The sequence below is a fragment of the Pseudomonas sp. BN415 genome (assembly GCF_029871195.1).
Lineage (GTDB): Bacteria > Pseudomonadota > Gammaproteobacteria > Pseudomonadales > Pseudomonadaceae > Metapseudomonas > Metapseudomonas resinovorans.
On the sequence record NZ_SSOK01000056.1, the window covers coordinates 32,805 to 58,770 of the forward strand.

General features: G+C 64.7%; 21 protein-coding genes. 8 read left to right on the plus strand and 13 right to left on the minus strand.

Features of this window, described 5'->3' with window-relative positions; all coding sequences use genetic code 11:
- Positions 1–123: 123 nt before the first annotated feature.
- From E8F20_RS15515 to E8F20_RS15530, 4 genes are all read right to left on the minus strand, one after another.
- The gene (locus E8F20_RS15515) at positions 124–1,233 is read right to left on the minus strand and encodes an NADH:flavin oxidoreductase (RefSeq protein ID WP_280284502.1); all 1,110 of its coding nucleotides are present in this window, start codon (positions 1,231–1,233) and stop codon (positions 124–126) included.
- Between the two features lie 58 nt (positions 1,234–1,291).
- The gene (locus tag E8F20_RS15520; RefSeq protein ID WP_280284503.1) at positions 1,292–1,882 is read right to left on the minus strand and encodes a TetR/AcrR family transcriptional regulator; all 591 of its coding nucleotides are present in this window, start codon (positions 1,880–1,882) and stop codon (positions 1,292–1,294) included.
- 142 nt (positions 1,883–2,024) lie between these two features.
- Positions 2,025–2,507 carry a glutathione peroxidase gene (locus E8F20_RS15525; RefSeq protein ID WP_028630433.1) on the minus strand — a complete coding sequence of 161 codons (483 nt, stop codon included), beginning with the start codon at positions 2,505–2,507 and terminating at the stop codon, positions 2,025–2,027.
- Between the two features lie 126 nt (positions 2,508–2,633).
- Positions 2,634–3,119, minus strand: a complete 486-nt coding sequence (locus tag E8F20_RS15530) for a peptidylprolyl isomerase (RefSeq protein ID WP_280284504.1) — start codon at positions 3,117–3,119, stop codon at positions 2,634–2,636.
- Between E8F20_RS15530 and E8F20_RS15535 the strand changes: the two genes are divergently transcribed.
- The 4 genes from E8F20_RS15535 (at position 3,088) to E8F20_RS15550 (ending at position 7,840) form a co-directional block, all read left to right on the plus strand.
- Positions 3,088–3,414, plus strand: a complete 327-nt coding sequence (locus E8F20_RS15535) for a DUF3565 domain-containing protein (RefSeq protein WP_280284505.1) — start codon at positions 3,088–3,090, stop codon at positions 3,412–3,414. The two genes, E8F20_RS15530 and E8F20_RS15535, sit on opposite strands and share 32 nt — an antisense overlap.
- On the plus strand, positions 3,414–4,580 hold the full coding sequence (locus E8F20_RS15540) for an acetate/propionate family kinase (protein WP_280284506.1): 1,167 nt from the start codon (positions 3,414–3,416) through the stop codon (positions 4,578–4,580). The genes E8F20_RS15535 and E8F20_RS15540 overlap by 1 nt, the downstream gene beginning before the upstream one ends.
- 22 nt (positions 4,581–4,602) lie before the next feature.
- Entirely contained in the window at positions 4,603–6,639 is a 2,037-nt protein-coding gene (gene pta / locus E8F20_RS15545; RefSeq protein ID WP_280284507.1) for a phosphate acetyltransferase, read from the plus strand.
- Positions 6,640–6,934: 295 nt separating this feature from the next.
- Entirely contained in the window at positions 6,935–7,840 is a 906-nt protein-coding gene (locus tag E8F20_RS15550) for an acyltransferase (protein WP_280284508.1), read from the plus strand.
- 79 nt (positions 7,841–7,919) lie between these two features.
- Here E8F20_RS15550 and E8F20_RS15555 read toward each other — a convergent pair whose 3' ends face one another.
- The 5 genes from E8F20_RS15555 to E8F20_RS15575 form a co-directional block, all read right to left on the minus strand.
- Complete coding sequence (locus E8F20_RS15555) at positions 7,920–8,234, minus strand: EthD family reductase (protein ID WP_280284509.1); 315 nt, start codon at positions 8,232–8,234, stop codon at positions 7,920–7,922.
- A gap of 109 nt (positions 8,235–8,343) precedes the next feature.
- Positions 8,344–10,500: an EAL domain-containing protein gene (locus E8F20_RS15560; RefSeq protein ID WP_280284510.1), complete on the minus strand. Its 2,157-nt coding sequence runs from the start codon at positions 10,498–10,500 to the stop codon at positions 8,344–8,346.
- Positions 10,481–14,209 carry a response regulator gene (locus E8F20_RS15565; protein WP_280284511.1) on the minus strand — a complete coding sequence of 1,243 codons (3,729 nt, stop codon included), beginning with the start codon at positions 14,207–14,209 and terminating at the stop codon, positions 10,481–10,483. Before E8F20_RS15565 ends, E8F20_RS15560 begins: the two co-directional genes overlap by 20 nt.
- A 193-nt stretch (positions 14,210–14,402) precedes the next feature.
- Positions 14,403–15,107 carry an OmpA family protein gene (locus tag E8F20_RS15570; RefSeq protein ID WP_280284512.1) on the minus strand — a complete coding sequence of 235 codons (705 nt, stop codon included), beginning with the start codon at positions 15,105–15,107 and terminating at the stop codon, positions 14,403–14,405.
- Between the two features lie 80 nt (positions 15,108–15,187).
- A complete protein-coding gene (locus E8F20_RS15575) occupies positions 15,188–15,832 on the minus strand; it encodes an MBL fold metallo-hydrolase (protein ID WP_280284513.1) in 645 nt (214 codons plus the stop codon).
- A gap of 179 nt (positions 15,833–16,011) precedes the next feature.
- Here E8F20_RS15575 and E8F20_RS15580 point away from each other — a divergent pair, with 179 nt between their 5' ends.
- Positions 16,012–17,034, plus strand: coding sequence for an amino acid ABC transporter substrate-binding protein (locus E8F20_RS15580; RefSeq protein WP_280284514.1), 1,023 nt, complete (start codon positions 16,012–16,014; stop codon positions 17,032–17,034).
- Between the two features lie 14 nt (positions 17,035–17,048).
- Positions 17,049–18,389: an SLC13 family permease gene (locus E8F20_RS15585; RefSeq protein ID WP_280284515.1), complete on the plus strand. Its 1,341-nt coding sequence runs from the start codon at positions 17,049–17,051 to the stop codon at positions 18,387–18,389.
- 62 nt (positions 18,390–18,451) lie between these two features.
- On the opposite strand, the gene E8F20_RS15590 is transcribed toward E8F20_RS15585, so the two are convergent.
- On the minus strand, positions 18,452–19,471 hold the full coding sequence (locus tag E8F20_RS15590) for an AraC family transcriptional regulator (protein WP_280284516.1): 1,020 nt from the start codon (positions 19,469–19,471) through the stop codon (positions 18,452–18,454).
- 122 nt (positions 19,472–19,593) lie between these two features.
- Here E8F20_RS15590 and E8F20_RS15595 point away from each other — a divergent pair, with 122 nt between their 5' ends.
- On the plus strand, positions 19,594–20,430 hold the full coding sequence (locus tag E8F20_RS15595; protein WP_280284517.1) for a metal-dependent hydrolase: 837 nt from the start codon (positions 19,594–19,596) through the stop codon (positions 20,428–20,430).
- Positions 20,431–20,564: 134 nt separating this feature from the next.
- Here E8F20_RS15595 and E8F20_RS15600 read toward each other — a convergent pair whose 3' ends face one another.
- Both E8F20_RS15600 and E8F20_RS15605 read right to left on the minus strand, forming a co-directional pair.
- A complete protein-coding gene (locus tag E8F20_RS15600) occupies positions 20,565–21,506 on the minus strand; it encodes an alpha/beta hydrolase (protein ID WP_280284518.1) in 942 nt (313 codons plus the stop codon).
- Positions 21,507–21,593: 87 nt separating this feature from the next.
- The gene (locus E8F20_RS15605; protein ID WP_280284519.1) at positions 21,594–22,256 is read right to left on the minus strand and encodes a TetR/AcrR family transcriptional regulator; all 663 of its coding nucleotides are present in this window, start codon (positions 22,254–22,256) and stop codon (positions 21,594–21,596) included.
- Between the two features lie 90 nt (positions 22,257–22,346).
- Here E8F20_RS15605 and E8F20_RS15610 point away from each other — a divergent pair, with 90 nt between their 5' ends.
- Positions 22,347–23,207, plus strand: a complete 861-nt coding sequence (locus E8F20_RS15610; protein ID WP_280284520.1) for a hypothetical protein — start codon at positions 22,347–22,349, stop codon at positions 23,205–23,207.
- Here E8F20_RS15610 and E8F20_RS15615 read toward each other — a convergent pair.
- A complete protein-coding gene (locus E8F20_RS15615; RefSeq protein ID WP_280284521.1) occupies positions 23,196–25,919 on the minus strand; it encodes a LuxR C-terminal-related transcriptional regulator in 2,724 nt (907 codons plus the stop codon). The genes E8F20_RS15610 and E8F20_RS15615 overlap by 12 nt on opposite strands.
- Between the last annotated feature and the right edge of the window lie 47 nt (positions 25,920–25,966).

The following is a 25,966-nucleotide window of genomic DNA, read 5'->3' on the forward strand; positions in this document are numbered from 1 at the left end:
TCGCTCCAACCCTCTCCCAGAGGGAGAGGGGTCGGGCGTGAGGGAAGCCGAGTTCTACAGGGACTCGAGTCAAGCCCACAAATAAGAAGCCCCGCCTAAGCGGGGCTTCTTCACTCGAGTGCCTTACACCAGGCTACCCAGCGCATCACGGCTGAACGGCAGGATGTCCTGCATCCGCCCTTCACGCACCTTTACGGCCCAGTCCGGGTCCACCAGCAGGGCGCGGCCCACAGCGACCAGGTCGAACTCTTCCTTGTTCAGCCGTTCCAGCAGGCCTTCGATATTGGCCGGTTGGGCGACCTTGTCGGTCTTGACCATGAACTGCAGGAACTCGCCATCCAGGCCGACGCTGCCGACGGTGATGGTGGGCTTGCCGGTGAGCTGGCGGGTCCAGCCGGCGAGGTTGAGCTCGGAACCTTCGAACTCCGGCTCCCAGAAGCGGCGGGTAGAGCAGTGGAAGATGTCCACACCGGCATCGGCCAGTGGCTTGAGGAATTCACCCAGAGCTTCGGAGGTCTGCACCAGACGCGCGGTGTAGTCCTGCTGCTTCCACTGGGAGAAGCGGAAGATGATTGGGAAGTCCGGGCCAACGGCGCTCCGGATGGCCTGGATCACTTCGATGGCGAAGCGCGAGCGGTTGGCCAGGCTGCCGCCGTATTCGTCAGTGCGCTGGTTGCTACCTTCCCAGAAAAACTGGTCGATCAGGTAGCCGTGGGCGCCGTGGATTTCCACGCCGTCCATGCCAATGGACTGGGCATCACGCGCGGCCTGGGCATAGGCGGCAACCACTTCCTGGATGTCGTCCTTGGTCATGCCATGGATCACCACCTGGCCGTCCTTCACCTTCTCGGTCGGGCCGTAGCCGGGAACGCTGGCGTCCGGCTCGGTGCCCAGGCGACGCACGTTACCCACGTGCCAGAGCTGCGGAACGATGCGGCCGCCTTCGGCGTGTACCGCGTCGACCACCTCCTTCCAGCCGGCCAAGGCGTCTTCACCGAAGAAGCGCGGCACATGAGGATAGCCGTTGGAGGCCTTGTGACCGATGGTGGTGCCCTCGGTGATGATGAGACCGACACCGGCGGCTGCACGGCGGCGGTAGTACTCCACCACCTTGGCGTTGGGCACGCCGCCCGGGGAGAAAGAGCGGGTCATGGGCGCCATCACCACGCGGGTGGGCAGTTCCAGGCCGCCAAGGCGGAAGGGTTCGAACAGGGCTTTTACGGGAGCGGTCATGGGGTTCTCCTGTGGCCGGCCATATGACCGGTCGTCTCGGTTTCAAGGCTTTGGAAAATCAGGCCTGGAGCAGAAGCTCCAGGCGGTCGACGAATGCGGTCATGGGTGCGGTGCCACCCCCCACTTTCAAGCGTGTCAGCACGCCCTGCCAGGCGTTGGCGATGAAGGCCGCGAGGTTGGCGCAGTCTTCATCGGCGCGCAGCTCTCCGGCGGACACGGCTTCTTCCAGGCACGCCTGGAGGATGTCCACCGAGCCCTGCAGAATGCTTTCCACCTGCTCGCCGATGGCGGGCGACAGCTCGGCCATTTCGAAGCCGAGGCTGCCGATGAAGCAGTGGTACTCCGGCTTCTCGCGGCTGGAGAAATGCGCCAGCAGTTCGCGGTAGTAGCCGAGGATGCGCTGGCACGGGCTCAGGGCCGGATTGCCCAGGACATGCGCATAGCGCTCCAGGCGCGGCAGGTAGAGGTACTCCAGGGCCTGCACGGCGAAATCTTCCTTGCTGGCGAAGTAGTGATAGAAGGAGCCCTTGGGGATGCCCGCGGCCTGGACGATTTCCTGCACGCCGGTGCCGTGGTAGCCACGGCGGGTCATCACCTGGGAGCCCTTGGCGAGGATGAGGTCGCGTTTGTCGAGTCGGATACTGGTCATGGCGGCGAGCATATGACCGGTCGTCTCGCCCCGCCCAGCACTATTGATTTGCGTGATTGGCGGTCACAAGCCGCGAACGTTCAGAGGGAGCGAGCAAGGGGCGGTTCCTTCCGCCCCTGTCGTCATGAGTGAAGGAGGTGTATCAGGCCAAGGCCTTTTCGACTGACTGGATCAACGCGGGGTCATCCGGTGCGGTGCGCGGCGAGAATCGCGCCAGTACGCGACCGTCTTTGCCGACGAGGAATTTCTCAAAGTTCCAGGTGATCTCGCCGGGGAACTCGGCGCCCTCGCCCGCCAACAGGCGGTACAGGGGATGGCGAGCCGAACCGTTGACCTCGATCTTGCTGCCCAGGGGGAAGGTCACGCCGTAGTTCAGGCTGCAGAACTCGCGGATCTCTTCCTCGCTGCCCGGCTCCTGCCCGGCGAACTGGTTACACGGCAGGCCCAGCACGGTGAAGCCCTTGTCGCGGTATTGCTGGTAGAGCTTTTCCAGCCCGGCGTATTGCGGGGTCAGGCCGCACTTGGAGGCGACATTCACCACCAGCACCACCTGGCCCTTGTAGGGCGCCAACGGCAGATCCTGGCCGTCGAGCGCACGCAGATTGAGGTCGTGGAAGGCACTCATGACTGACTCCTCGAAAATCTCAGGGATTCCACAGCGGACAAAAAAGGCGCCCCGGGGCGCCTTTTCGGTTTTCTCAGCTTAGCAGCCGATTCGCGATTTGCCGGTTCGGCAGTCGCGGACGACCGGTCAGTGGTGGTGACCGCCTTCGCCGTGAATGTGGCCGTGAGCGACTTCTTCGTCGCTGGCTTCACGCACGGTGATGACCTTGACCTTGAAGTTCAGGCGCTGGCCGGCCAGCGGGTGGTTACCGTCGACGGTGACATCGTCGCCGTCGATGTCGCGGATGGTGACGATCTGCATGCTGCCGTCCGGGCCGGAGGCGTGGAACTGCATGCCGACTTCCAGCTGGTCAACGCCTTCGAACATCGCGCGATCCAGGGTGGCGACCAGCTCTGCGCTGTACTCGCCGTACGCATCTTCAGGCTCGATGGCAACGTTCAGTTCGTCGCCAGCCTGTTTGCCTTCCAGAGCACGCTCCAGGCCAATGATGATATTGCCGGCGCCGTGCAGGTATACCAGCGGAGCGCCGCCGGCGGAGCTGTCGATCACCTCACCGGCGTCGTTGGTCAGGGTATAGTCGATGGACACAGCCTTGTTGGCGGCGATCAGCATGGTGCGAGACCTTCTGCAAATGAATGATGAAAGCGCAAGTTTAACCGCGCGGCCTGTCGATTGCGACCCGAACGCTGACGGGCGGCCCCGGCTGGTCGGCTACAGGCAAGACGAAGACGGTCACTGGGTCGCCGTGCTTTCCTGCGGCCATACTCAACACCTGAGGCACCAGCCGCCCTGGCAGTCCCGCGCGTGGGTACTCGATCCCGAGCAGCGCGCGGCCCAGTTGGGCCGCCTCTTCCCCTGCGGCTGGTGTGCCCAGGGATTGGCCGCCGAATCCTCCGAGGAAACCTGATGCCCGCACGCAACATCCTGGTGATCCACGCTCGCAAGACTTCCCTGCGCTTCGCCCTGGTCAACGAAGCCCACAGCCAGTTCATTCTCCACGGCATGGCCGACGGACTCGGCAGCCGCAACGCCGAACTGCGCTGGCAACGTGGTGGCGACAAGGACAGCCTGATGATCCCCAACGCCGACCACCGCTCGGCACTGTCCCAACTGATGCCCATCGTGCTGGGCGCCGCTGGCAGCAAGCTGCACGGCGTCGGCCACCACGTCCTGCATGGCGGCGAACTGTTCAGCTCCGCCTGCCGCGTGGACGCCCAGGTAATCCGCCGCCTGCAAGCCCTGGTCCCGCTGGCGCCGCAGCAGATGCCGGCCAGTCTGGTAGGCATCGACGCCGCCATGCATCTGTTACCGAGCCTGCCCCACGTGGCGGTGTTCGACACGGCCTTCCACCAAAGCATGCCCGAGCACGTCTACCGCCTTGCCCTGCCGGACGCTGTCTACCGCGACCACGGCCTGCGCCGTTTTGCCTTCCACGGCAACAGTCACCGCTACGTCAGCCGCCGAGCCGCCGAATTGGCCGGGCTTTCCCTTGGTGACAGCTGCTGGCTCTCCGCCCATCTGGGCGCGCACAGTTCCGCCTGCGCCATCGTCAACGGCCAGAGCCGCGACGCCAGCATGAACCTGGTGATGGCCACCCGTAGCGGCGACATCGACCCGCATCTCTACACCCAACTGCACCGCAGCCTCGGCTGGAGCCTGGAGAAGATCGACCAGGTACTTCGCCAGGAAAGCGGCTTGCTCGGCCTCTCGGAACTGGCCAGCGACATGCGCAGCCTGGAGCAAGCCCGCGATCAGGGTCACGCCGGCGCCACCCTCGCCATCGAAGTGTTCTGCTACCGACTGGCCCGGACCCTGGCCGCCGTTGGTTGTGCACTGGCGCAGCTGGACGGGCTGATCTTCACCGGTGAGATCGGCGAGAATTCACCCCTTGTGCGCAGCCGTACGGTGGATCACCTGAAGCTGCTCAACCTGGCCATCGACAGCGAAGCCAACGCCCGCTGCGTGCGCGGCGTCGCCGGCCCCATCCACAAGCGTGGCCATCCGCGCGTGCTGGTAGTGCCTACCAACGAAGAGCGCCAGATCGCCCTCGATACCCTGGCCCTGCTCGCCTGAATCGCCTTTGCCAAGGAGTCCCATGCACTGTTTCTTCATCGCCCCGACCGGTTTCGGTGTCGGTCTCACCTCCACCAGCCTGGGCCTGGTGCGCGCCCTGGAACTGGCCGGCCTGCAGGTCGGTTTCCTCAAGCCTGTGGCCCAGCCCCACCCCGGCGACCTTGGCCCGGAACGCTCCACCGCGCTGGTGGCTCGCACACACGGCCTGAATCCGCCCACGCCGCTGGCGCAATCCCAGGTGGAGCGCATGCTCGCCGACGGCCAGTTGGACGAGCTGCTGGAAGAGATTACCGGCCTGTTCCACCAGGCGGCGCAAGGCAAGGACGTGGTGATTGTCGAAGGCATGGTGCCGACCCGCCACGCCAGCTATGCCGCGCGCATCAACTTCCATCTGGCCAAGAGCCTGGATGCCGACGTCATCCTGGTGTCTGCGCCGGAAGACGAGAGCCTCTCCGAGCTGTCCGACCGCCTGGAAATCCAGGCCCAACAGTTCGGCGGCCCACGCGACCCGAAGGTCCTCGGGGTGATCCTCAACAAAGTGCGCGACGACGACTTCTCTCGCCGCCTCAAGGAGCAATCACCGCTACTTCGCGGCGACGATTTCCGCCTGCTCGGCAGCGTGCCCTGGCTGGAAGAACTGAACGCGCCGCGTACGCGTGACGTCGCCGACCTGCTGCAAGCCCAGGTCATCAACGCCGGGGACTACGACCAGCGCCGGGTGCAAAAGATCGTGGTCTGCGCACGCACCGTGCCCAATACCGTGCAGCAGCTCAAGCCAGGCGTACTGGTAGTGACTCCGGGCGACCGCGACGACATCATCCTCGCCGCCAGCCTGGCCTCCATGAACGGCGTGCCGCTGGCCGGCCTGCTGCTCTCCAGCGACATCCAGCCCGACCCCCGCACCCTGGAGCTCTGCCGTGGCGCGCTGCAGGGCGGCCTGCCGGTGCTGGGCGTGGCCACCGGCACCTACGACACCGCCACCAACCTGAACCGGATGAACAAGGAAATCCCGGTGGACGACCGCGAGCGCGCGGAAAAGGTCACCGAGTTCGTCGCCCGCAACCTCGACCTCGACTGGCTGCGCAGCCGCTGCGGTGCGCCAAGCGCGACCCAGCGCCTGTCGCCGCCGGCCTTCCGCCACCGGCTGATCCAGCAGGCCCAGCTCGCCGGCAAACGTATCGTCCTGCCCGAAGGCAGCGAGCCGCGCACTGTACAGGCAGCCGCCGCGTGCCAGGCCCGAGGAATCGCCCACTGCGTGCTGCTGGCCAAGCCGGAGGATGTGCACGCCGTGGCCCGCGCCCAAGGCATCGAATTGCCCGAGGGACTGGAGATCCTCGATCCGGATCGGGTCCGCGAGCGCTACGTCCAGCCCATGGTGGAGCTGCGCCAGAGCAAGAGCCTGAACGCGCCCATGGCCACCGCCCAACTGGAAGACAACGTCGTACTCGGCACCATGATGCTGGCCCTGGACGAAGTGGACGGACTGGTCTCCGGCGCCATCCACCCCGCCGCCAACACCATTCGCCCGGCCCTGCAGCTGATCAAGTCGGCACCCGGCTACCGCGTCGCCTCGTCCGTCTACCTGATGCTGCTACCGGAGCAGGTGGTGGTGTACGGCGACTGCGCGGTGAATCCCGATCCTGATGCCAGCGATCTGGCGGAAATCGCCCTTCAAAGTGCGGACTCGGCTGAGGCCCTGGGCATAGTCCCGCGGGTGGCGATGGTCTGCGACTCGGCCGATGAAGCGGAACTGGCGAAAGTCCGCGAAGCCACCCGCCTGGCCCGTGCCGCGCGTCCCGAGCTGCCCATCGAGGGCCCCCTGCCCTACTCCGCCGCCACGCGCGATGGCCGTACCACCGTGTTCGTCTTTCCAGACCTGGCCACTGGCGATGCCGCCTACAAGGACGCACAGCAGGGTCACCCTGTGGTCAGCGGCGGCCTGATGCTGCAAGGGTTGCGCAAGCCGGTGAACGACCTGCCCCGCAACGTCCTGGTGGACGACATCATCCACACCATCGCCCTGACGGCGATCCAGGCGGCGTGCGGCAACGAAGCTTAAGCACGACGACCGCAGCGCAAATCTAGAAGGGCCGAATTCATTCGCCAAGCAGACCGAAGGTCTGCCCTTGCGAACGAGGAAGGGGCTGCAGCGCAGCCCTTGGCGAATGAATTTCCCCTACCGCCAACTACCCTGGAATCAGCGTCCGCCGCGACCGCCCGGTCACCCTTCGCGCTTGCAGTTGAGTGAACAACCGTTAACCTTGGCCACCATTCTGCCCGCCGTCAGGGAATGCCGCGGGTCCGACCCATAACGAGGTGGCCATGACCACCCCCGGTGAGGCTCCAACCCGTCCATGCTGAGTTTTATCCCTTCCCCGCTGCTCGGTGCCCTGGCGGCGTTGATGCTGACCCTCAACACCTTGTTCTGGTGCATTCCGCTGTTCGCCGTCACCTTGCTCAAGCTGCTTCTGCCCTTCCGCGCGGCCAAGCGCGTGCTGAACTGGGCTGCCAGCTTCGTCGCCGAGGGATGGATCAGTTGCAACAAACTGTGGATGCGCCTGGTGCGCGACACCCGCTGGGACGTGGACGGCCTGGCCGGGCTGGACTACCAGCACAGCTACCTGGTCACCAGCAATCACCAGAGCTGGGTGGACATCCTAGTCCTGCAGCACCTGTTCAACCGCCGTATCCGCCTGCTGCGCTTCTTCCTCAAACAGGAGCTGATCTGGGTACCGGTAATCGGTCTGTGCTGGTGGGCTCTGGATTTTCCCTTTATGAAGCGCTACTCCAAGGCCTACCTGGCCAAGCACCCGGAGAAGAAGGGCAAGGATCTCGAAACCACCCGCCGCACCTGCGACAAGTTCCGCGACAATCCGGTGGGGATCTTCAACTTTCTCGAGGGCACCCGCTTCACTCGCGCCAAACACGACGAGCAGGACTCGCCCTTCCAGTACCTGCTCAAACCCAAGGCCGGTGGCATCGCCTTCGTGCTGGATGCCATGGGCGAGCAACTGCATTCGCTGGTCAACGTCACCATCCACTACCCGGATGGCAACCCGAACTTCTGGACCCTACTCGCCGGCCGTCTGCGCCAGGTGGTGGTGCGCATCGAAAAAATGGAAATTCCCGGCGAATTCATTGGTAAGAACTACGATCAGGACGAGCAGTACCGCCTAGCCTTCCAGCAATGGGTGAACCGCCTGTGGGAAGCCAAGGACGCCCAGCTGGCACGACTGCACCAGCAGTTCCCGCCGGCCTGAGCCTCAACCGGGTGGACCACGGTTCGTCGGTCCTCCCGCCCGGATACGAAGAGCCCGCCAATTGGCGGGCTCTTGTTCTTCATGGCGTCTGTAACACCTCATCGACCTGGAGCAAGGGCGCCAGGTTGGTGTAGTTGGGGATATCGGCGCTGATCTCGTCGCCGTTCAGTTCCAGCGTGCTACGCAATTCCTCCACCGACAGTACCCATAGGTTGGCCATGCAGATGAACGGCGCCACGGCGCCATCCGCTGCGGCCAGGCCCTTGCGCACCTCGACCTTCACCAGGTTTTCGCCGATCAGGCGGGTCAGGAGCGGGATGTGTTCCTCGCAGTAGTAGGTGAAATCGAACTTGGCGCCCGGTGCGTTGGGGTACGCCACAACAAAGCAGTACATGGAGCCTCCTTATTGCAATAAGCCGGCGGCGTGATCCCGGATGCCCCGACAACTCAAGTGTAGGCCCGCGCGTTCGGGTGTGCGTGATGCCACTCTCTCCGCCCCCCCTTCATGGAGAGGGAGTGAGGCTTTCGGAGGCCTTGCGCAGCGCGCTCCAGTCCACTACCCGCGGAAAGGCCTCGGCCTTGGCGACGGGAAGCCCCGGCGCCACCAGGAAACCCTGCATGAAGGTGCAGCCGTGCTCCAGCAACCAATCACGCTGGGCCAGGGTTTCCACCCCCTCGGCGATCACCTCCAGGCCCAGGTGGCGGCTGAGATCGATGATGGTGCTGACCACAGCGGCATCACGCCGCGATTCCAGCATGTTGGAGATGAACAGGCGGTCGATCTTCAAAGTGTCCAGTTCGAAATGGCGCAGGTAGGCCAGGGACGAATAGCCGGTACCGAAGTCGTCGATGGCAATGCGCACGCCCAGGGCGCGCAGTTGCCGGAGCTGCTCGCGGGTCAGCTCCAGGTCCTGCATCAGTGCGCTTTCGGTCACCTCGACTTCCAGCTGCTCAGGCCGCAGGCCGAATTCGCCCAGCACTCGCCGCAGGTCGTCCACCAACTGCGGCATGCCGAACTGCACTGGGCTGACGTTGAGGCTGATCACCAGGTCCTCGCCGAAACTCGAGCGCCAGGCGCTGCACTGACTGGCCCCCTCCCTCAGTACCCAGTCACCCAGGCGGTTGATCAGGCGGGTCTCTTCCAGCAATGGGATGAATACATTGGGCGCCACAGTGCCTGCGACCCGGTGTTCCCAGCGCAGCAAGGCTTCGAAGCCGCGCAGGCGGCCAGTCTCCAGGTGGACCTGCGGCTGATAGACCAGGTGGAAATCGTTCTGCTCGATGGCATTGCGCAGGCTTTCCTCCAGCATCAGCCGGGAACGGGCGCGGCCGTTCATCTCCGGCGAGTAGAAGCGGTATTGCTGGCGACCGGCGCGCTTGGCCTCGTACATGGCGATGTCGGCCGCGCGCAGAAGGCCATCCACGCTCTGCCCGCACTCGGGGAAGCAGGCGATGCCAACGCTGGCGCCAAGGGTGATGTCGATGCCCTCGATACGGTGGCGCACGGATACCAGCTCGATCAGTTTCTCCGCCACCCGCGCCGCGTCTTCGGGATGATCGAGGGTATCCAGCAGCGCCGTGAACTCATCCCCACCCATGCGCGCCAGGATGTCGTAGGGGCGCAGGCAATTCTTCAGCTGTTCGGCCACTCGCCGCAGCACGCGATCGCCCGCCTCATGGCCGAGGGAGTCGTTGATCAGCTTGAAGCCGTCCAGGTCCAGGTAGAGCACCGCCATGCGCTTGCCATTGCGCTCGATACGCGCCAGGGATGCCTCGAGCGCCTGGTGGAAGCCACGCCGGTTGAGCAGCCCGGTCAAGGCATCGGTGATGGCCTGGGACTCCAGTTGCGCATGCAGCTGGCGCACCACCGACATATCCAGGGCGATGACCACCATGGAGCGCTGCAGACGTGGCAGGGGCGATGACGACAATGCCACCGGCAGGCGCTCGCCCCCCATGGTTTTGAGGCTGGCATCGTGCAGGCGGTAGGTCTCGTTGCGCTTCCAGTGGCGATAGAAATCCGACAGCTTCCATTCGGCGGCCATCACAGGATGCCCGATCAGGCTCAACAGCGGCTGGCCCTCCAGATCGTCCACCGTGCCCTGGAGCATATGCGCCATGGCCGGGTTGGCGAAGCTGATGATGCCGTCCTCGCCCACCACCAGGATGCCTTCCGCGGCGTTTTCCAGCACCGAGGCATTGAAGGCTCTGGCACTGTCCAGTTGCTGGCTGAGTTGCAACAGGTCGCGCCGGTTGCGCTCGTGGGCCAGCAGGGACTGGATCTTGTGGCGCAGCACCTGGGGGTCGAAGGGTTTGAGGATGAAGTCCACGGCACCGGACGAATAACCGCGCAGCACGGCGTCCTGGGTGTGGGCGATGGCGGAGATGAAGATGATCGGCGTATAGCGGGTCAGCGGGCTGCTGCGCATCAGCCGGGCAACCTCGAATCCATCCATGCGCGGCATCTGGACATCCAGCAGCACCAGGCCGACCTCTTCCTCCAGCAGGCATTTCAACGCGGCCTCGCCGGAATCCACCGTACGCACTTGCCATTCGCCGTCGTCCAACAGCGCTTCCATGGCGGCAAGGTTCTCCTGGCGGTCGTCCACCACCAGCAGGATGTTGGCCGCAGAGGCCTCCTTAAGCTGCAGGTGCGCCATGGCGACCTCCCGGTTGTTCCAGCCAGCGGTAGAGCATATCCAGCAGTTCCTGGCGACTGATCGGCTTGGCCAGGTAGTCATCGGCGCCGGCGGTGATGCATTTCTCCCGGTCGCCCTTCATCGCGTGGGCGGTCAGGGCGATGATCGGGATGCCACAGCCGTGCTCCTGCTTCAGCACGCGGGTGGCGGTGTAGCCGTCCATATTGGGCATGGCCATGTCCATCAGGATGAGGTCGAAGGGTTCGCGCTGGAAGCAGGCAATGGCTTCCAGTCCGTCGCGGGCGGCGGTGACCTTCATGCCCGTTTCGTCGAGCAGGGCACTGAGGGCGTAGACATTCCGCACGTCGTCGTCCACCAGCAGCACACGGCTGCCTTCCAGCGGGTCCACCACCGAGCTGGCCTGGGGTTGGCGCAGGCCAGCCAGGAAGCCCTGGACCGCCGAGCTCAGGTTGTCGAGGTCCTCGCCCGCCTTGCGCACGACCACCGCGGAATAGCGTCGCAGGCGCTGCAGGTTCTGCTGGTTGACGTCGACTCCGGTATTGATGACGACCCGGGAGCCCTCCAGGGGGCGTTCACGGTCGAGACTGTCGAGCAGCTCGAAGCCATCCTGGTCCGGCAGGTCGAGATCGATCACCAGGGCGGAGAAATCGCTCTGCGCATAGGCTTTGCGGGCACCCTCACCGTTGGCGCTGGTCACCACATCGAAACCCAGTTGCTCCAGGTGCTCGCGATAGTGCTCGCGTTCCACCTCGACATCCTCCACCAGCAGCAACTTGCGCTCCTCCGGCGGACGGCCGCCCTCCAGGTCTTGGAACACCTGCTCCAGGTCCTCTCGGGCAATGGGCTTGACCAGGTAGCGGGTGGCGTCCTCGTTCCAGTCCTGGGGCTGGGGGACGCAGGAAATGATGTTCACCGGGGTAGTACGGTGGTTCGCATGACTGCGCAGGCGTCGGTAGATCTGCCAGCCGCTGATATCCGGCAGCAGGATGTCGAGGATGACCGCGGCGAAGCGCTCGTTCTGCAAGAGCGTGATGGCCTGCTTGCCGTTGCGGCAATGGACACTGGAGAACCCGTGGACCTGGGCTTCCTCAGCCATCACCGAGGCGAAATTGACGTCATCCTCGATAATCAGTACCGACGGGCCCTGGCCGCCGCGCACTGGCTGCATGGGCCCTTCATCGTCCTTCGGCTGGCTGGCGGCCACTGCCACCGGTAACCGAACGGTGAAGCGCGACCCCCGCCCCGGTGCGCTTTCCAGCGAGATTTCGCCATCCAGGGCAAGCACCAGCTGACGGGTAATGGCCAGGCCCAGGCCGGTGCCCCCGAAGCGCCGGCTGGTCGAGCCATCGATCTGCTGGAAGGCCTGAAAAATACGCTCGTGCTGGTCCTCAGGAACGCCAATACCCGTGTCGCGGACGACAAAGCGTAACACCTCGCGCTCGTCGATGGCCGCGGCCGAGTCGAGTTCGACCGACAGCTCCACTTCGCCCTGCTCGGTGAACTTGAGGGCATTGGACAGCAGGTTGCGCAGGATCTGGTGCAAGCGCACCCGGTCGCTGTGGATAACCCGCGGCACGCCGGCCTGGACGTGGGTAGAGAGGCGCAATCCCTTGATCTCGGCCATGGGCCGCAGGCTACCGTCGAGCTCGGCGAGCATGTCTTGGACGTTGAGCGGCTCCAGCTTGAGTTGCATGCGCCCGGCTTCGACCTTGGCCAGATCGAGTACATCGTTGATCAGTTGCAGCAGATCGCTGCCAGCGCGATGGACGATGTCGGCGTGACGGGTCTGTTTCTCGGTGAGGTTGCCGACCATGTTCTGACGCAACTGATCGCTGAGGATCAGAATGCTGTTCAGCGGCGTGCGCAGCTCATGGGACATGTTGGCGAGGAATTCGGACTTGTAACGATTGGCCAGCATCAACTGCTCGGCCTGGTCACGGAGTCGCTGTTCCGCCGCCCTGCGTTCGCTGATGTCAATGATCACCGCCTGCACCAGCAGTTCGCGGCCAGCGCGAATGGGCGACAGGCCCACCTCCAGGGGAATCTGGCGACCGTCACGATGCTGCCCGAACAGCTCGCGGTTGCTGCCCATGCGCCGCTGCTCGGGCTTGCGCTGGAAGCCTTCGCGCAGCGCGACATGGGCCTCACGCAGAGCCTCGGGAAGGAGCATCTCCACCGGCGAACCGAGCATTTCCTGGCGACTATGGCCAAACAGTTGCTCGGTCTGGCGGTTGACCATGGCGATCCGCCCCTGGGTATCCACCAGGACGATGGCGTTGGGCGACGCCTCGACCACCAGGCGGAAGCGCTCTTCGGCGCTCTTGCGCGCCTGCAGGTCCACCAGGTTGATCAGGTAACGCTGATTCGCGCCGTGGTTCAGACTGCTCAGGGTCAGCGCCACCGGGATTCGCTCCCCCCCATCCTGCTGCGCTTCGACCTCGGTCAGCTGGGTGGGGGACTGGTCGCCGTCACTCGACTCCAGAGCAGCCATGTTCGGCAGGTAGCGCTGCAATCGCTGCCCCAGCAGAAATTCGGCATCGCAGGCCAACAGATCACCCGCACTGGCATTGGCCATCTCGATTCGACCTTGGGCATCACAGATAAGCGTGGCCACGGGCAAGTGCTGCAGCAGCAGGCGGAAGCGTTCCTCACGCTCGGCCAGCGCGGCGGAAGATGACAGGCTGAGCTGCAATTGCCGCTCGCGCAGATAGAGGTAGCCGCCCGCCAGCAGCGAGAGCAGTAGTGCAGCCGCCAGGCCCGTCCAGAGGCTGAATGCGATGCGGTCGTTGCCCAGCATGGCCTCGTACTTGGCCGTGCTGCCTACGCCCAGCACCCAGGTGCGGCCGAAGAGCTTGAGTTCCTCGACCCGATGGAAGCGCGGCGGGTGGCTTCCGTCGGACTCTTCCAGCATAGGCGTGCCAGGACTGCCGGCGTCCTTGAGGTCGATGCTGTAGAGACTGCTCTGGGTGCCCAGGATTCCTTCCATCAGGTCGTTCACGCGAAAGGCGCCGCAAACCATGCCGACCAGTGCCGCGCGACGCTCCTCGACGGTGACGCTGGGCGCGTCTGGGCGATACACCGGCATGAAGAGCAGCAGGCCGCTTTGTACTTGCTGTTCGGTCTCTTGCCGGAGCGTCACCGGCCCAGTGAGGATGGCTTCACCCGTTTCCCGAGCGAGATCGACTGCCTCCCGGCGCACCGCCTCGCTGAGCATGTCGAAGCCCAGGGTGCGCCGGTTGCGCCAGTCCATGGGGCTGCTGTACTGCACCACCAGGTACTCGTCCCGCGGCTCCGAGGGGAACACACGGAACTCACGGCGCCCCTGCTCCCAGATCTCGCCGACGAACTCGTTGAGTTCCGGGTGCTTCAGATAACGCGCCCACGCCAGCGCCTGGATGCCCGGATAGCGATCCTGCAACTGCAACTGGTCAGTGGCCCGCGCCCACTCCTCGGCCGACACGGCAGCGCTGCCCACCATCAGACCAGACATGCCGCGCAGGACCATCTCGTAAGCGCGCATCCGAATGCCGACGCGCTGGGCAATTTCCTCCGCCTCGATCTCGAAGCGCTGCTCGTACTCGCTACGGTTGCGCGCTTCCAGGGCCAACCATTGCCAGAGCACCAGCCCCCCGAGAACCAGCATCAGGGTCAGGGTTACCAGCACTGGCAGCACGTATTTGCGGGAAAGGGGGGATTGACGATCGTCCATGCAGTCTCCTGTCCATTCCATGGCCGTCGACGCGTCTCTGGGTACGCGGGCGAACGGTTCAGACGGGGCTCAATGGAACCCTGCATCGCAGTCTAGACAGGAATGTGGGAACTGGCGTTGAGCCAGTAATCGCACGACGAGCGGCAGAAACGACGAGGCCCGCAACAGCGGGCCTCGTGGCGGTGGAGCGGTATCAGTATTGCTGTGGAGCCTGGGCGCCGGGGATGGGGGTCAGCTTGATCTCCACGCGGCGGTTTTGCGAACGACCTGCTTCGTTGGCGTTACTGGCGACCGGCAGGTCCGGGCCCATGCCACGGGAAGAGACGCGGGTGCCGTTGACGCCCTGGGCCATCAGGTAGTTGGCTACGCTCTGGGCGCGCTGCTGCGACAGGTTCATGTTGTATTGGTGGCTGCCGGTGCTGTCGGTATGGCCAACCACTTCGATGTTGTTCTGGTCGTACTGCTTGAACGAAGTCGCCAGGTTGTTCAGCGGCGCGTAGAAGTTGCTGGCGATATCAGCCGAATTGGTGGCGAAGGTGATGTTGCCGGGCATGATCAGGTTGATGTTGTCGCCCTGGCGCTGCACCTGCACGCCGGTGCCTTCCATGCTGCGGCGCAGTTCGGCTTCCTGCTTGTCGACGTAGTAGCCGTAGCCCGCGCTGGCGGCACCCGCCACGGCGGCGCCGATCAGCGCACCCTTGCCACGGTTGTCATGGTTGATCGCCGCGCCAGCCACGGCGCCAGCCAGGGCACCCAGTGCACCGTACTTGGCGGTCTTGCTCATGCCGCCCTCGGCGGGAGCCTGGACTTCGCCCTGTTGGTTGTAGGGATTCTGAGCACAGCCAGACAGCATGGCGAAAGCGGTAGCGGCGATGATCAGACGACGCGGGGTGAACATGGACGATTTACTCCTGAAAAATCTTTTAGCCGGTGTGGCTGCGGGCAATTAGACATTAGAACGCGTAAAAATTCCGTGGATCAGGCCCGCACGAACGGATTCTCGCGCATCTCCTCGCCCAGTCGCGTGTCCGGACCGTGGCCGGTGACCACGGTCGCCTCCTCGTCCAGGCTGTACAGGCGCTGCTTGATGGATCGCTCGATGGTGCTGTAGTCGCCGCCCCATAGGTCGGTACGGCCGATGCCACGGCGGAACAGGGTGTCACCGGCGATCAGCAGCTTGGCCTCGGGAAACCAGAAGCTCATGGACCCCGGCGTGTGCCCCGGGGTGTGCAGGGCGACGCCGCAACCGCAGGCCAGTTCCTCGTCGTCGGCCAGCCACTGGTCCGGAGCCGGCACCGGCTTGTAGGGCACGCCGAACATGCGGCACTGCATTTCCAGGTTGTCCCAGAGGAACTGGTCTTCCTTGTGCAGGTGCAGGGTCGCACCGGTGGCCTTCTTCAACTCGCCGGAAGCGAGGAAGTGATCCAGGTGGGCATGGGTGTGGATGATGCTGACCAGCTTCAGCCCATGAGCCTCCAGCCGCGCCAGGATCAGCTCATGGTTGCCGCCCGGGTCGACGACGATGGCCTTCTTGCTGACCGGATCGCCGATCAGGGTGCAGTTGCACTGCAAAGGTCCGACGGGGAAGGTTTCGCGTATTAACGCGGGCTTTGCGGTTTCCATGGGCGCCCCTGTTCGATAAAGAACGGAATTCTGTCACACCGAAATCCGTAAAGGCGACCTTCCTGACCGCGCGCCCTCGTGCAATGACCGCCAATCTGCGGCGGCCACCGGACGGCCGGACAGCCCGGTGCCTCAACTAGAGTGAAAGTATCGCCACTCGAACCTGGGAGTTCAGCCTGATGCGCCTGACACGGTTGCTTGCAGCGCTGGTCCTTCTGGCAGTTCAGGGTCTGGCGCCCCTGGCCGGAGAAACCCTCGCGAGCATCCACAATCGTGGCCAGTTGCGTTGCGGTGTCAGTGAAGGCATCGCCGGATTCTCCGCGCGTGACACCACGGGCCGCTGGGTCGGACTGGAGGCCGACTTCTGTAGGGCAGTGGCAGCGGCAGTGCTGGGCAATGGAGAACGGGTCGAATTCGTGCCGCTCAAGGCCTCTACCCGCTTCCCGGCCTTGCAGGCGAGGCGCATCGACCTGCTGGCACGGAACACGACCTGGACACTGACCCGTGAGGCGCTGCTGCAGGTGACATTTCCCGCCGTGCTTTTCTATGACGGCCAGGCCTTCATGGTCCCCAGGGCCTCGGGCATCGGGAACCTGGCCGAGCTACGCGAAGGGGAAGTGTGCGTTGAGAAGGACACAACCCACCAGCAGAACCTGGCCGACTTGATACGCGACCAGGACCTGAAGCTGCGCCCACAGGAAATCGACTCCGCGAGCGGCGCGGCGCAGGCCCTGTTCGCCGGCAAGTGCCGCGCCCTCACTTCGGATTCCGCCCAATTGGCCGCCGTGCGCCTGCTGGCTCCCGGCAAGCCGGACGATTTCGTGATTTTGCCCGAGCGCATTTCCAGGGAGCCGATTGGCCCGGTGGTTGCCCAGGGCGATGAGCAGTGGGCCACGGTGGTGCGCTGGGTACTCCACGCCCTGGTTCTCGCCGAGGAGTACGACTTGACGCAGGCCAATGTCGAAGCCCGCGTCCGCAAACTGAGGGGACCACAGGGACGTCTGCTGCGTGGCGAGGACCTGCGTCTGGCGAAGGCGCTGGACGTGCAGCCGGACTGGGCGATGCGTGCCGTGCGCGCAGTCGGCAATTACGCTGAGCTTTACGAGCGACACCTCGGCAGTCGAAGCCCGCTGGCGATCGAACGGGGCCCAAACCGCCTCTGGCACAACGGCGGGCTCTTGTATGCGCCGCCAATTGACTGAGCCGGGAAAGCCGAATGAGCGACTTGCAGATCTACCTGACCCTGAGCATTTTTGCCCTGGTGGTCCTGGCGATTGCCTTCGACCTGATCGACATGGCGGTCGCCGCGCTGCTCGGCGTCGGCATGCTGCTGGCCCTTGGCATTCTCGGCAGTGGCAGTCTGATCGCCGCGATGCGCACGGCCGGCGGACCCTTGTCGCTGTTGTTCGGCGGCATGGTGGTCGCACGCGTACTGGCCCGAACCGGATTATTCGAACGTCTCGGTGTGATGTTCCTGCGCGCGACCGGCGGCAGCGGCAAGCGCTTCCTGCTGCTGCTGATCCTCATGGTGGCACCAGTCTGCGCGCTGCTGCCCAACGCAACGACGGTGATCCTGCTCGCCCCCGTGATCGTGCGCGTGGCTCGGGCGTTGAAAGTGGACATCGTCGCGCCGCTGGTGCTCACGGCAATCGTCAGCAACTCGGCCGGCATGTTGACCCTGGTCGGCGACCCGGCGACCTTCCTGGTGGGCAGCTCGATCGGCATGAGCTTCGTCCAGTACCTGCAGAAGGTCAGCCTGTCTGGCCTGCTGGCCGTGCTGGTGATCATCCCACTGCTGCCCTGGCTGATGCCGCAGATCTGGCGCGCACAGGTAGACCTGCCGGAACCCGAGCCGATGCCGCCCATCGATAAACCGTGGTTCGTGGTCATGACCCTGGCCGTGTTGGCGTTGATGATCGCGCTGTTCCTGTTCGGCGAACTGCTGCCCCGCCCCATCGTACCGCCGGCAGTGGCCATCATCGCCGCGAGCCTGGCCCTGCTGGTGATCTTTTCCTCTCACGTGGAGCCGGTGGACGAACTTCTGCGCGCCATCGACTGGAAGACCCTGCTGTTCCTTGGCGCAATCTTCTGCCTGGTGGAGGCATTCACCGCAACGGGATTGCTGCAGGGGCTCTCAATCAAGCTGGAAGAATGGTTCGGTACGAACCTCCTGGTGGTCGCCCTGAGCCTGATGGTCGGGATCGGCTTGCTGTCCAGCCTGCTGGCCAACATCCCAGTGGTTGCCGCCTCGCTGATCATGACGAAAGGCTATCTGGTGGCCGCGGAAATCGTGCCGGAGATCGCCCTGGCCGCTACGTTCAGCGACTGGCCTGGTTCGACCATCCCGGTATTCATCGCAATGATGTTCGGCGCCACACTGGGCGGTAACGCGACGCTGATCGGTGCCTCGGCCAACATAGTGGCGGTGGGCATCTGCGCCAGCGAGGGGGAGCGCGTGAGCTTTGCCCGCTTCAGCCGCTACGGCGTGCCTATCACGCTGGCGCAGTTCCTGGTTTCCGGCCTCTATGTGTGGCTGATGTTCCACCCGATCATCTGAACCCGGTGCGCGCGATGGTGCGGCCGCCCGCTATGGCGACAGACCGGCTGGACGGCCGGGCCTCATGGCCCTGCGCGATAGTCACTCGGCAGCTTGCCCGTCCACTTGCGGAAGGCACGGCGGAAGTTGGAGGGGTCACTGAAGCCCAACAGGTTGGCGATTTCGAACAGTGGCAGGTGGGTGGTGCCCAGGTACTGCAAGGCCAGGCTCTTGCGCACCTCGTCCAACACCTGTTGATAACTCGTGCCCATTGCCGAAAGGTGACGGCGCAGGCTGCGCCCGCTGGTGTGCAGGGCACGGGCGGCGCCGTCGAGGTCGGGGAAGTCGCCGGGGCGCGCCATGAGCAGGCGGCGCACGCGAGTCAGCAGCGCGTCCTGCACGTCCAGGGTGGCCAGCAGGGCTTCGCATTGCTGCTCGCACATCTGCACCGTGGCCGGATTAGCCAGGGCCATGGGGCGTTCCAGGTAACGCTTGGGCAGGCTCAGCCAGTGGCAGGGTTGCTCGAAATGCGCCGAGACGCCGAACACCTCCGCGTAGCGCGTCGCGTAGGCCGGTGCCGAATGGGCGAAGCCCACCTGCTGGCCATGCAGTTCCTCACCCACCAGAAAGCGCGCGATGCTGAAAAAACTGGCTAGCAGTCCCTCACCGGCGAATCGCCCCAAGGGCCCCATCGGGAAGGATTCGATGGCACGCAGTTGCAGGCAGTCGCCCTGCTCCACCAGTTCCAGCTCGTAGGCGAGCCCCAATACCCGGTAATACTTCAGCGCAAACTGCAGAGCACGGCCCAGGTTCGCGCTGGAGAGCACGGCATAACCGAGAATCCCGTGAGTGGAGACGTTCAACCGCTGGCCGAGAATCAGCCCCAGGGCCGGTTCGCGACACAGGTTCAAGGCCGCACCGGCAAGCTGGTTGAAATCGAGGAAGGACAACCGGCCATTCGGGTTGCCGAGCAGCTCCGGCCGCACCCTGGCGCTGGCAAACAAAGTCTCGCGGGCCACACCCAATTCCTCGGCCAGGCCGAGCAAGGCTTCGGCATAGGCGACGGGTACCAATTCGGCGGAGAAAGTCAGCGGTTGCTTCATATTGGCATCTTGTTCGGGTTGTGGCCGGATATGACCCGAAGGTTGGCAGAAGATAACCTTGTCCGACAAAACCCGGCAAGCCGATAGTGGGACCATGGTCCAAACAGTCTCAAGGAGCCCCCATGGCCAGCACCACACCCGAAGGATTGGTTATCCGTCCGCGCCACATGGATTTCGATTTGCCCAGCCCGCTGCCCCGCCACTGGCACAGCGGCGATGCCTTCAAGAGCCACCTGTTCGACGCGATGTCGGTGCTCTTCCCCGACGGCGAGCGCTTCTTCATCGACTCGGTGCGCCAGTTCCGCGACCAGATCGACGACCCGGTGCTGAAGGAGCAGATCCGCGGTTTCATCGGCCAGGAGGGTCATCACAGCCGTGAGCACCTGGAATACAGCAACCGCCTGCGCGAGCTGGGCTATGACATCGGCGCCATCGAACGCCGCGCCCAGGCGCGCATCCGCTACACCCAGAAGAAGTTCTCCGCTCGCCGCCAGTTGGCCGCTACGGCGGCCCTGGAGCACATCACCGCGATCATGGCCGACGGCCTGTTGAAGAACCCCGAGTACATGGCCGGCGCCCATCCGACCATGGCACGCCTGTGGCGCTGGCATGCGCTGGAAGAAACCGAGCACAAGGCGGTGGCCTTCGATGTGTACAACCAGGTCTGCGGCAGCCACCGCCTGCTGCGCCGGGCAATGGTGATGGGCACCTTCTTCTTTGTGCTCGACACCACCCGCGGCCTGGCCCACATGCTCAAGCGCGACGGCCTGCTGTGGAACTGGCGTGTCTGGCGCGACGGTCTGAACTGGATGTGGGGCCGCAACGGCATCTTCCGGCCGCTGGTGCGCACCTACATGGACTTCTTCAAGAAGGGTTTTCACCCGTGGCAGCACGACAATCTGGATCTGCTGTACAGGACGCGGGAAGAGTTCGATGTGCCGCAGGCGAGTGCGGCATGAGGTTTTCGTGATTGAAGAGAACGGCCCTGCGGGGCCGTTCTCTTTTGTACTCGGAGTGGTGGCTGCTTCCCTCACTCCAGCCTTCTCCCAGAGGGAGAGGGGTTGTCCATGCCGGATCGGAGCCTGCGCCGATGTCAGCCCAGCAAGAACCGCATCGCGTCCGCCGCACTCTGCTGCGGAATCTCTTCCATCGGGATATGCCCCACCCCCGGATAGGTCTTCACCTGGATGCCCGGTAGATCGCGCTGCCAGAGCGGCACGTGCTTGGGCGATATCCAGCGGTCCTTCTCGCCCCACATCAGCAGGGTCGGCGCCTTGATTTGCGCCACTCGCTGGCCGCTGTGCTCCAGCTCCGTGTCGTTGACCTTCAGCAGGACGCGAAAGATTTCCATCATCGCCCGGCGGTTGCCGGGGCGGCGCGACAGGTCGTAGTAGCGGTCCACCACGCCCGGTTTGATCCGGCCCGGTTCGCCATAGACTTCCTTGATGCCCTGGGCGATCAGCGCCCTCGGCATCCACAGCGGCATGGCCAGGGTAGCGCCGGGGAGCGCTGCGGAGGCGATCATCCAGGGCACCTTGCGCATCGGGTAGCCGGCCGGATCGATCAACACGAGTTTGTCGACCCGCTGCGGCTGGGTCAGGGCGAAGTTCCAGGCGATGTAGCCGCCCAGGGAGTTACCGGCGATGGAGGCCCTGGTCACGCCGAGGTAATCCAGCAGCAGGCCGAGGATGCCGATCATGCGTTCGGCGGAATAGTCGCCATTGCGCTTGGGCCCGGTGAGGCCGAAGCCCGGTACGTCGAAGCGGATGATGCGGTAGTGCGGTGAAAAGGCTTCCACCCAGCCATCCCAGGTGTGCAGGGAAGCCACCACGCCGTGGATCATGACCAGGGCCGGTTTTTCGCGGCTGCCCTCATCACGGTAGTGGACGTTGAAGCCATCCAGCTCGATGAAGCGCGAACCGCTGTCGGCGCTGGCGTAGCGCGCCTTCAGGCGGTCGAGCGGCAGGGAGCCGAAGCCCAGGCGGGCGAAGCCGGCGGCAAGCGGCGGCGACAGCGGCAAGCTGGATGCGGACATGCGAGGCACCTCGTGGTTGTTGTTATCGAGGGCCTATCACAGCATGCGGCCGCGCCAACCGCGCCCAACCTAGGATGTGTGTGCTCGCTAGGCAGCACGCGGCCGCAGTGCAGCGATCAACAGGTCCCCCAGCACCGTCTTGGCCCGTTCGATCTCAGCAGCGCTCGCAGCGCCGGTCAGCAGCTCGAGAGACGTCGCTTCCATCGCCCAGATCAGCGCCCGATAGGTCAGCGGATCGCGTTCGTCACCTTCACCCAGCAGGCGTTCGGCGAGCAGGCGGCCCATTTCCTCATGGGCACGCTGGCGATGGCTGGCGAGCGGGGAGTCGGCGCGCAGGGCTTCTTCCTGCATCAGGCGGATGATGGGGCCGACGGCCAGGTGGTAGTCGAAGAAGCGCGCCACCATGCCGCGTAGCCAGGCCTCGGCGCTGCCTGCGTCGTCCTGCATCTCGCGAAAGCGCGCCAGCAGCAGGACAACGGCCGTGCGATAGATGTTTTCCAGCACATCCATCTTGTTCGCGAAGTATTTGTAGAAGGTGCGACGGGACACCCGCGCGGCATCCAGCAGGTCATTAACCGTGGTCTCGGCGATGCCCTTGCGGGCAAAGACCGGAATGGCGGCCAGCTGGATGTTGGCGCGCAACAGGTGACCTACGAGCGGACCTTCACCTTCGCCCTGCTGGCGCACAGCGTTGAAGCCCCCCAGGTCCTCGAACACCGCGCGTACGGCACCCTGCTCGCTCGTTTCCATCAGCCTGCTTCCCCAACCAAGGCGCGGGTGACGACTCAGCGCGGCCTCGTTACTCTTGGCCGGCCCTTCCCCGCAGGATTGTCCAGTTCGATGACGCTAACACGCCCCCTGCTCTGGCCGCTGGCCATCCTTTTGCTGGTTTTCGCCCTGCGCGCACCGGCCGCCGAGCTTTTCTACCTGGGGCAGAAAATCCCGGACATCCAGCGTCCCTGGGCCAGCGCCGAGTACCATCAGTTGATCCTGGCGCTGCAGACGATCGACACCACCCAGGTCAACGCCCTGCCCCGGCGCAGCGGCGAGTTCACCGGGCCCATCTACACACGCATGGTCAGCGAGGAAAACTTCAAGCCGCAGCTGAACATCTACGCACCGCTGGAGCTGCGGCAGAACGAGGCGCGCGAGGTGCTCTTCCAGCTCAAGGAACTGATGCGCCTGTACTTCGACTTCAAGGCCGCGCAGCAGCCTTACGGCGCCGAAGCACTGGGCCTGATGACCTATTCCCTGCGCCAGCAGGCCATCCTCTTCACGCTTACGGTGGAGTTCTGGATGACGCTTTCAGAGAAGGAACAGAGCAGCCCGATTCGCCTGCAGGGGTTGCAAGAAACCAAGGCGGCGGCCGCCATGCTGTCGTCCAGCTCGCTGGACTACCTGGGCCTGACGCGCCAGTTCAACCGCGAAGACCTGGTGCTTTACAGCGCCGAACTCGCCAAACAGTTGCCGGAACTCTTCGTGCACTTGCCCGCGGATGTGCGCGGGCAACTGCTGGCGCGCGTCGCCGATCTGGCCGAGAAACACCCATACAGTGAGGTACGCGGCAACATGGCCGATCTACTGCCTGTGCTGGTCAGCATTCAGCAGGATGTGGACACCCAACTGTCCAGGCCCGTGGCGCCCAAGCCAGCCAAACCGGCGCTGGATCTTTCAGCGCCGCCCGCAGCCTCAGCGCAGTAAGCCGAGGGACTTGGCCCGCGCCACCGCCTGGGTACGGCGCTCCACCCCAAGCTTGCTGTTGATATGGCGGGCATGGCTTTTCACGGTGTGCAGCGAAATGAAGAGGCGCTCGCTGATTTCCTGGTTCGAACAGCCCTGGGCGATCAGTTGCAGCACCGCCAGCTCCCGTGAACTCAAAGCCTCGGCGGTTCCGACGTCCGCCGGCAACACGACCTCGCCGCCCGGCAGCAGGTCGAGCAAGTCGCGTACATCGTCCGGTGAACGGGTAGCCAGCTGTTCACGCAACCACTGCGGGTGCTGCTCGAGGAGCTCCCGATAGGGCAGCAGCCCACCGCCCGGCAAGGACTCCAGCGCACGATCCAGCAGGGCGATGGCCTCCCGCTCACGACCCGAGCGCAGCAGGCTCACCAGCTGCAGCCGAGCGGCCAGCGCTACATGCATCACGCCCTGGCGTTCGGTCTTTTCCAGCAGACCGCGCAGAAGCGCTTCGGCGTCTGCCGTGCGGCCTTGGGCGCGGGCCAACGCGGCTGTCTGCTGCTCGATGCAAAGCGGCAGCAGCGGATGGAACTCGGGAGCGGCAGCAGCGCCCTCGCCTGCATAGGTTTCCGCCAGACGCGGCAGCCAGGCTTCAGCCAGTTCCAACTGGCCCTGGGCCAACCACAGCTCGCATTTGGACAGGGTGATCATGGCCAGGTAATAGACCGGCGGCACGTCCCAGATGTGCATCAGCCGTTCGGCTTCGGCGAGTTGGGCGAAAGCGGCGGCGAAGCGGCCCTCGCGGCCTTCCAGCGCGGCCAGGGCACAGTGCCCGATCAACAGGCTGATGTCGCGGCAGGCACGGGCTTCGGCAATACCCGCCTGCAGGCTGACGCGCGCCGCCTGGTTCTGCATGCGCACGCTAAGCAGGACGCCCTGATAAAGCATCAGTCGCGCACGCGCCACGCAGGCCCTGGGCACCTCGACGCCACGCAGGCGTTCCAGGCCGCTCTGCACTTCGGCCTGGGCGCGCAGGGTTTCGCCGCGCACCTGCAGCACTCGTGCGCGGTCGTAATGAACCAGCGCCTCGAACAGTGGATTGGCCCCTCGCTGGGCCAATTCCAGGGCTTCTCTGTTGAGGCCGCGGGCACGCCAGAGATCACCACGCACCAGGGCGATATTGCCCAGCAAGGACAGGCACAGGTGACGCTGGCCGTAGTTCTCGGCCTGCAACGCGCTCAGGGCTTGGGTGCAGAAATGTTCGGCACGTTCGATATCGCCGCGGCCACGGGCGATCAGGCCGCTGATGGCCTGCCATTGCACCAGCAGGCTGCTCTGTTGCACGGCGTCTGGCGCCGGGAGGAAGCGCGCAAGGTTGCTCGCCAATTCTTCCGCTGCGTCCAGTTGGCAGGCCAGGCCCAGGGCCAGGCTGTAGAGCACGATCAGGCGAGGCGTGCTGGACAGCAGGCTGTCGGGGAGGTCCATCTTCCAGCGCAGCAGCATGGCGATGTTCTGATTGGCCAGCAGCTGTTCTTCAGACAGGTTCTGCACCAGCGAGGCCGCCACATCGGGCTGGCCGGCACGCAAGGCCTGCTCCACCGCCTCATCCAGCAGGCCGCGCGCGCTGAACCAGCGACAGGCGCGCAAGTGCATGCCGGAAGGTGCCAGGCTCGTGGTGCCGCGGCTGCGCAGCAGGTCGGAGAACAGGTGGTGATAGCGGAACCACTGGCCTTGTTCGTCCAGGGGAACCAGGAACACCTGGTGGGCCTGCAGGTAACGGAGGATGGCAGCGCTGTCGTGGCTTTCTCGCACGGCATCGCAAAGTTCGGCGCAGAAACGCTCGAAGCGGGCGGTTTCAAAGAGGAAGGCCTGGACTTCGGGCGGCTGGCGCTCGATGACTTCCTCCAGCAGGTATTCACGAATCAGGCTTTCATCGCCATGGGTGCTCCGCGCCACCTCGGTGCTGGCAGGGGCTTCCTGGCCAGCAAGCAGCCACAGGCGCAGGCCGGCGACCCAGCCTTCGCTACGTTGGAGCAAACCGTCCAGGTCGTCGCCTTCGAGCTTCGCACCTTGGCTGCTCAGCAGCGCCATGCACTCGTCTTCGGTCAGGCGCAGATCTTGCTCGTTCAGCTCCAGCAGATGCCTCGACAGACGCAGCCGGGCCAGGTGCCAATCCGGGCGCTGGCGACTGGTAATCAGCAGCACCCAACCGTCGGGCAAGTGGTTGAGGAGGAATTGCAGGCAGCGGTCGAGCACCGCGTTCTGTGCCAGGTGATAGTCGTCCAGCACCAGTAACAGCGGCGGGTTGGCATCCAGGTGTTCGGCCACTTCATCGAGCAGGCCATCCAGCCACTGCTCGAAGGCGAAGGGCTGGTGGCGCTGGCGCATCTTCAGATGGCCCATGGCTTCATCACCGAGCCCCGGGTAGAACTGGCGAAGGCCGTCCAGCAGACGTTCGAGGAAGCGCCCCGGATCGCTGTCACGCCGGCTCAGGCTGAGCCAGAGGCTCTGCCAGCCGGGCGGCAGGCTTTCGCAGAACTCGATGGCCAGGGAGCTTTTGCCGAAGCCAGCCGGCGCACTGAGCATCAGCAGGCGGCCGTCGAGGCCAGCGGCAAGGCGCTCGCACAGGCGCGGACGCGGGACATGGCCGGCCGGTCGCGGCGGGCGAAAGAAGCGCGCATCCGCCACGGGAGCAGCGGTCGGTGTCATGGATCGCGAACTGGTCAGGACGGTCATCACCCAGCTTCTAGGAATATTGTGCGTACAGGGAGCGCGAGCCTGAA

Bases quoted from the DNA above. Each gene is read 5' to 3' on its own strand.
- E8F20_RS15580 (WP_280284514.1), top strand. From the start codon at position 16,012: ATGCGCCTGACACGGTTGCTTGCAGCGCTGGTCCTTCTGGCAGTTCAG.
- E8F20_RS15515 (WP_280284502.1), bottom strand. From the start codon at position 1,233: ATGACCGCTCCCGTAAAAGCCCTGTTCGAACCCTTCCGCCTTGGCGGC.
- E8F20_RS15565 (WP_280284511.1), bottom strand. From the start codon at position 14,209: ATGGACGATCGTCAATCCCCCCTTTCCCGCAAATACGTGCTGCCAGTG.
- pta (WP_280284507.1), top strand. From the start codon at position 4,603: ATGCACTGTTTCTTCATCGCCCCGACCGGTTTCGGTGTCGGTCTCACC.
- E8F20_RS15520 (WP_280284503.1), bottom strand. From the start codon at position 1,882: ATGACCAGTATCCGACTCGACAAACGCGACCTCATCCTCGCCAAGGGC.
- E8F20_RS15540 (WP_280284506.1), top strand. From the start codon at position 3,414: ATGCCCGCACGCAACATCCTGGTGATCCACGCTCGCAAGACTTCCCTG.
- E8F20_RS15605 (WP_280284519.1), bottom strand. From the start codon at position 22,256: ATGGAAACGAGCGAGCAGGGTGCCGTACGCGCGGTGTTCGAGGACCTG.
- E8F20_RS15560 (WP_280284510.1), bottom strand. From the start codon at position 10,500: ATGGCGCACCTGCAGCTTAAGGAGGCCTCTGCGGCCAACATCCTGCTG.
- E8F20_RS15570 (WP_280284512.1), bottom strand. From the start codon at position 15,107: ATGTTCACCCCGCGTCGTCTGATCATCGCCGCTACCGCTTTCGCCATG.
- E8F20_RS15575 (WP_280284513.1), bottom strand. From the start codon at position 15,832: ATGGAAACCGCAAAGCCCGCGTTAATACGCGAAACCTTCCCCGTCGGA.
- E8F20_RS15595 (WP_280284517.1), top strand. From the start codon at position 19,594: ATGGCCAGCACCACACCCGAAGGATTGGTTATCCGTCCGCGCCACATG.
- E8F20_RS15615 (WP_280284521.1), bottom strand. From the start codon at position 25,919: ATGACCGTCCTGACCAGTTCGCGATCCATGACACCGACCGCTGCTCCC.
- E8F20_RS15610 (WP_280284520.1), top strand. From the start codon at position 22,347: ATGACGCTAACACGCCCCCTGCTCTGGCCGCTGGCCATCCTTTTGCTG.
- E8F20_RS15535 (WP_280284505.1), top strand. From the start codon at position 3,088: ATGGACACAGCCTTGTTGGCGGCGATCAGCATGGTGCGAGACCTTCTG.
- E8F20_RS15530 (WP_280284504.1), bottom strand. From the start codon at position 3,119: ATGCTGATCGCCGCCAACAAGGCTGTGTCCATCGACTATACCCTGACC.
- E8F20_RS15585 (WP_280284515.1), top strand. From the start codon at position 17,049: ATGAGCGACTTGCAGATCTACCTGACCCTGAGCATTTTTGCCCTGGTG.
- E8F20_RS15525 (WP_028630433.1), bottom strand. From the start codon at position 2,507: ATGAGTGCCTTCCACGACCTCAATCTGCGTGCGCTCGACGGCCAGGAT.
- E8F20_RS15555 (WP_280284509.1), bottom strand. From the start codon at position 8,234: ATGTACTGCTTTGTTGTGGCGTACCCCAACGCACCGGGCGCCAAGTTC.
- E8F20_RS15600 (WP_280284518.1), bottom strand. From the start codon at position 21,506: ATGTCCGCATCCAGCTTGCCGCTGTCGCCGCCGCTTGCCGCCGGCTTC.
- E8F20_RS15590 (WP_280284516.1), bottom strand. From the start codon at position 19,471: ATGAAGCAACCGCTGACTTTCTCCGCCGAATTGGTACCCGTCGCCTAT.
- E8F20_RS15550 (WP_280284508.1), top strand. From the start codon at position 6,935: ATGCTGAGTTTTATCCCTTCCCCGCTGCTCGGTGCCCTGGCGGCGTTG.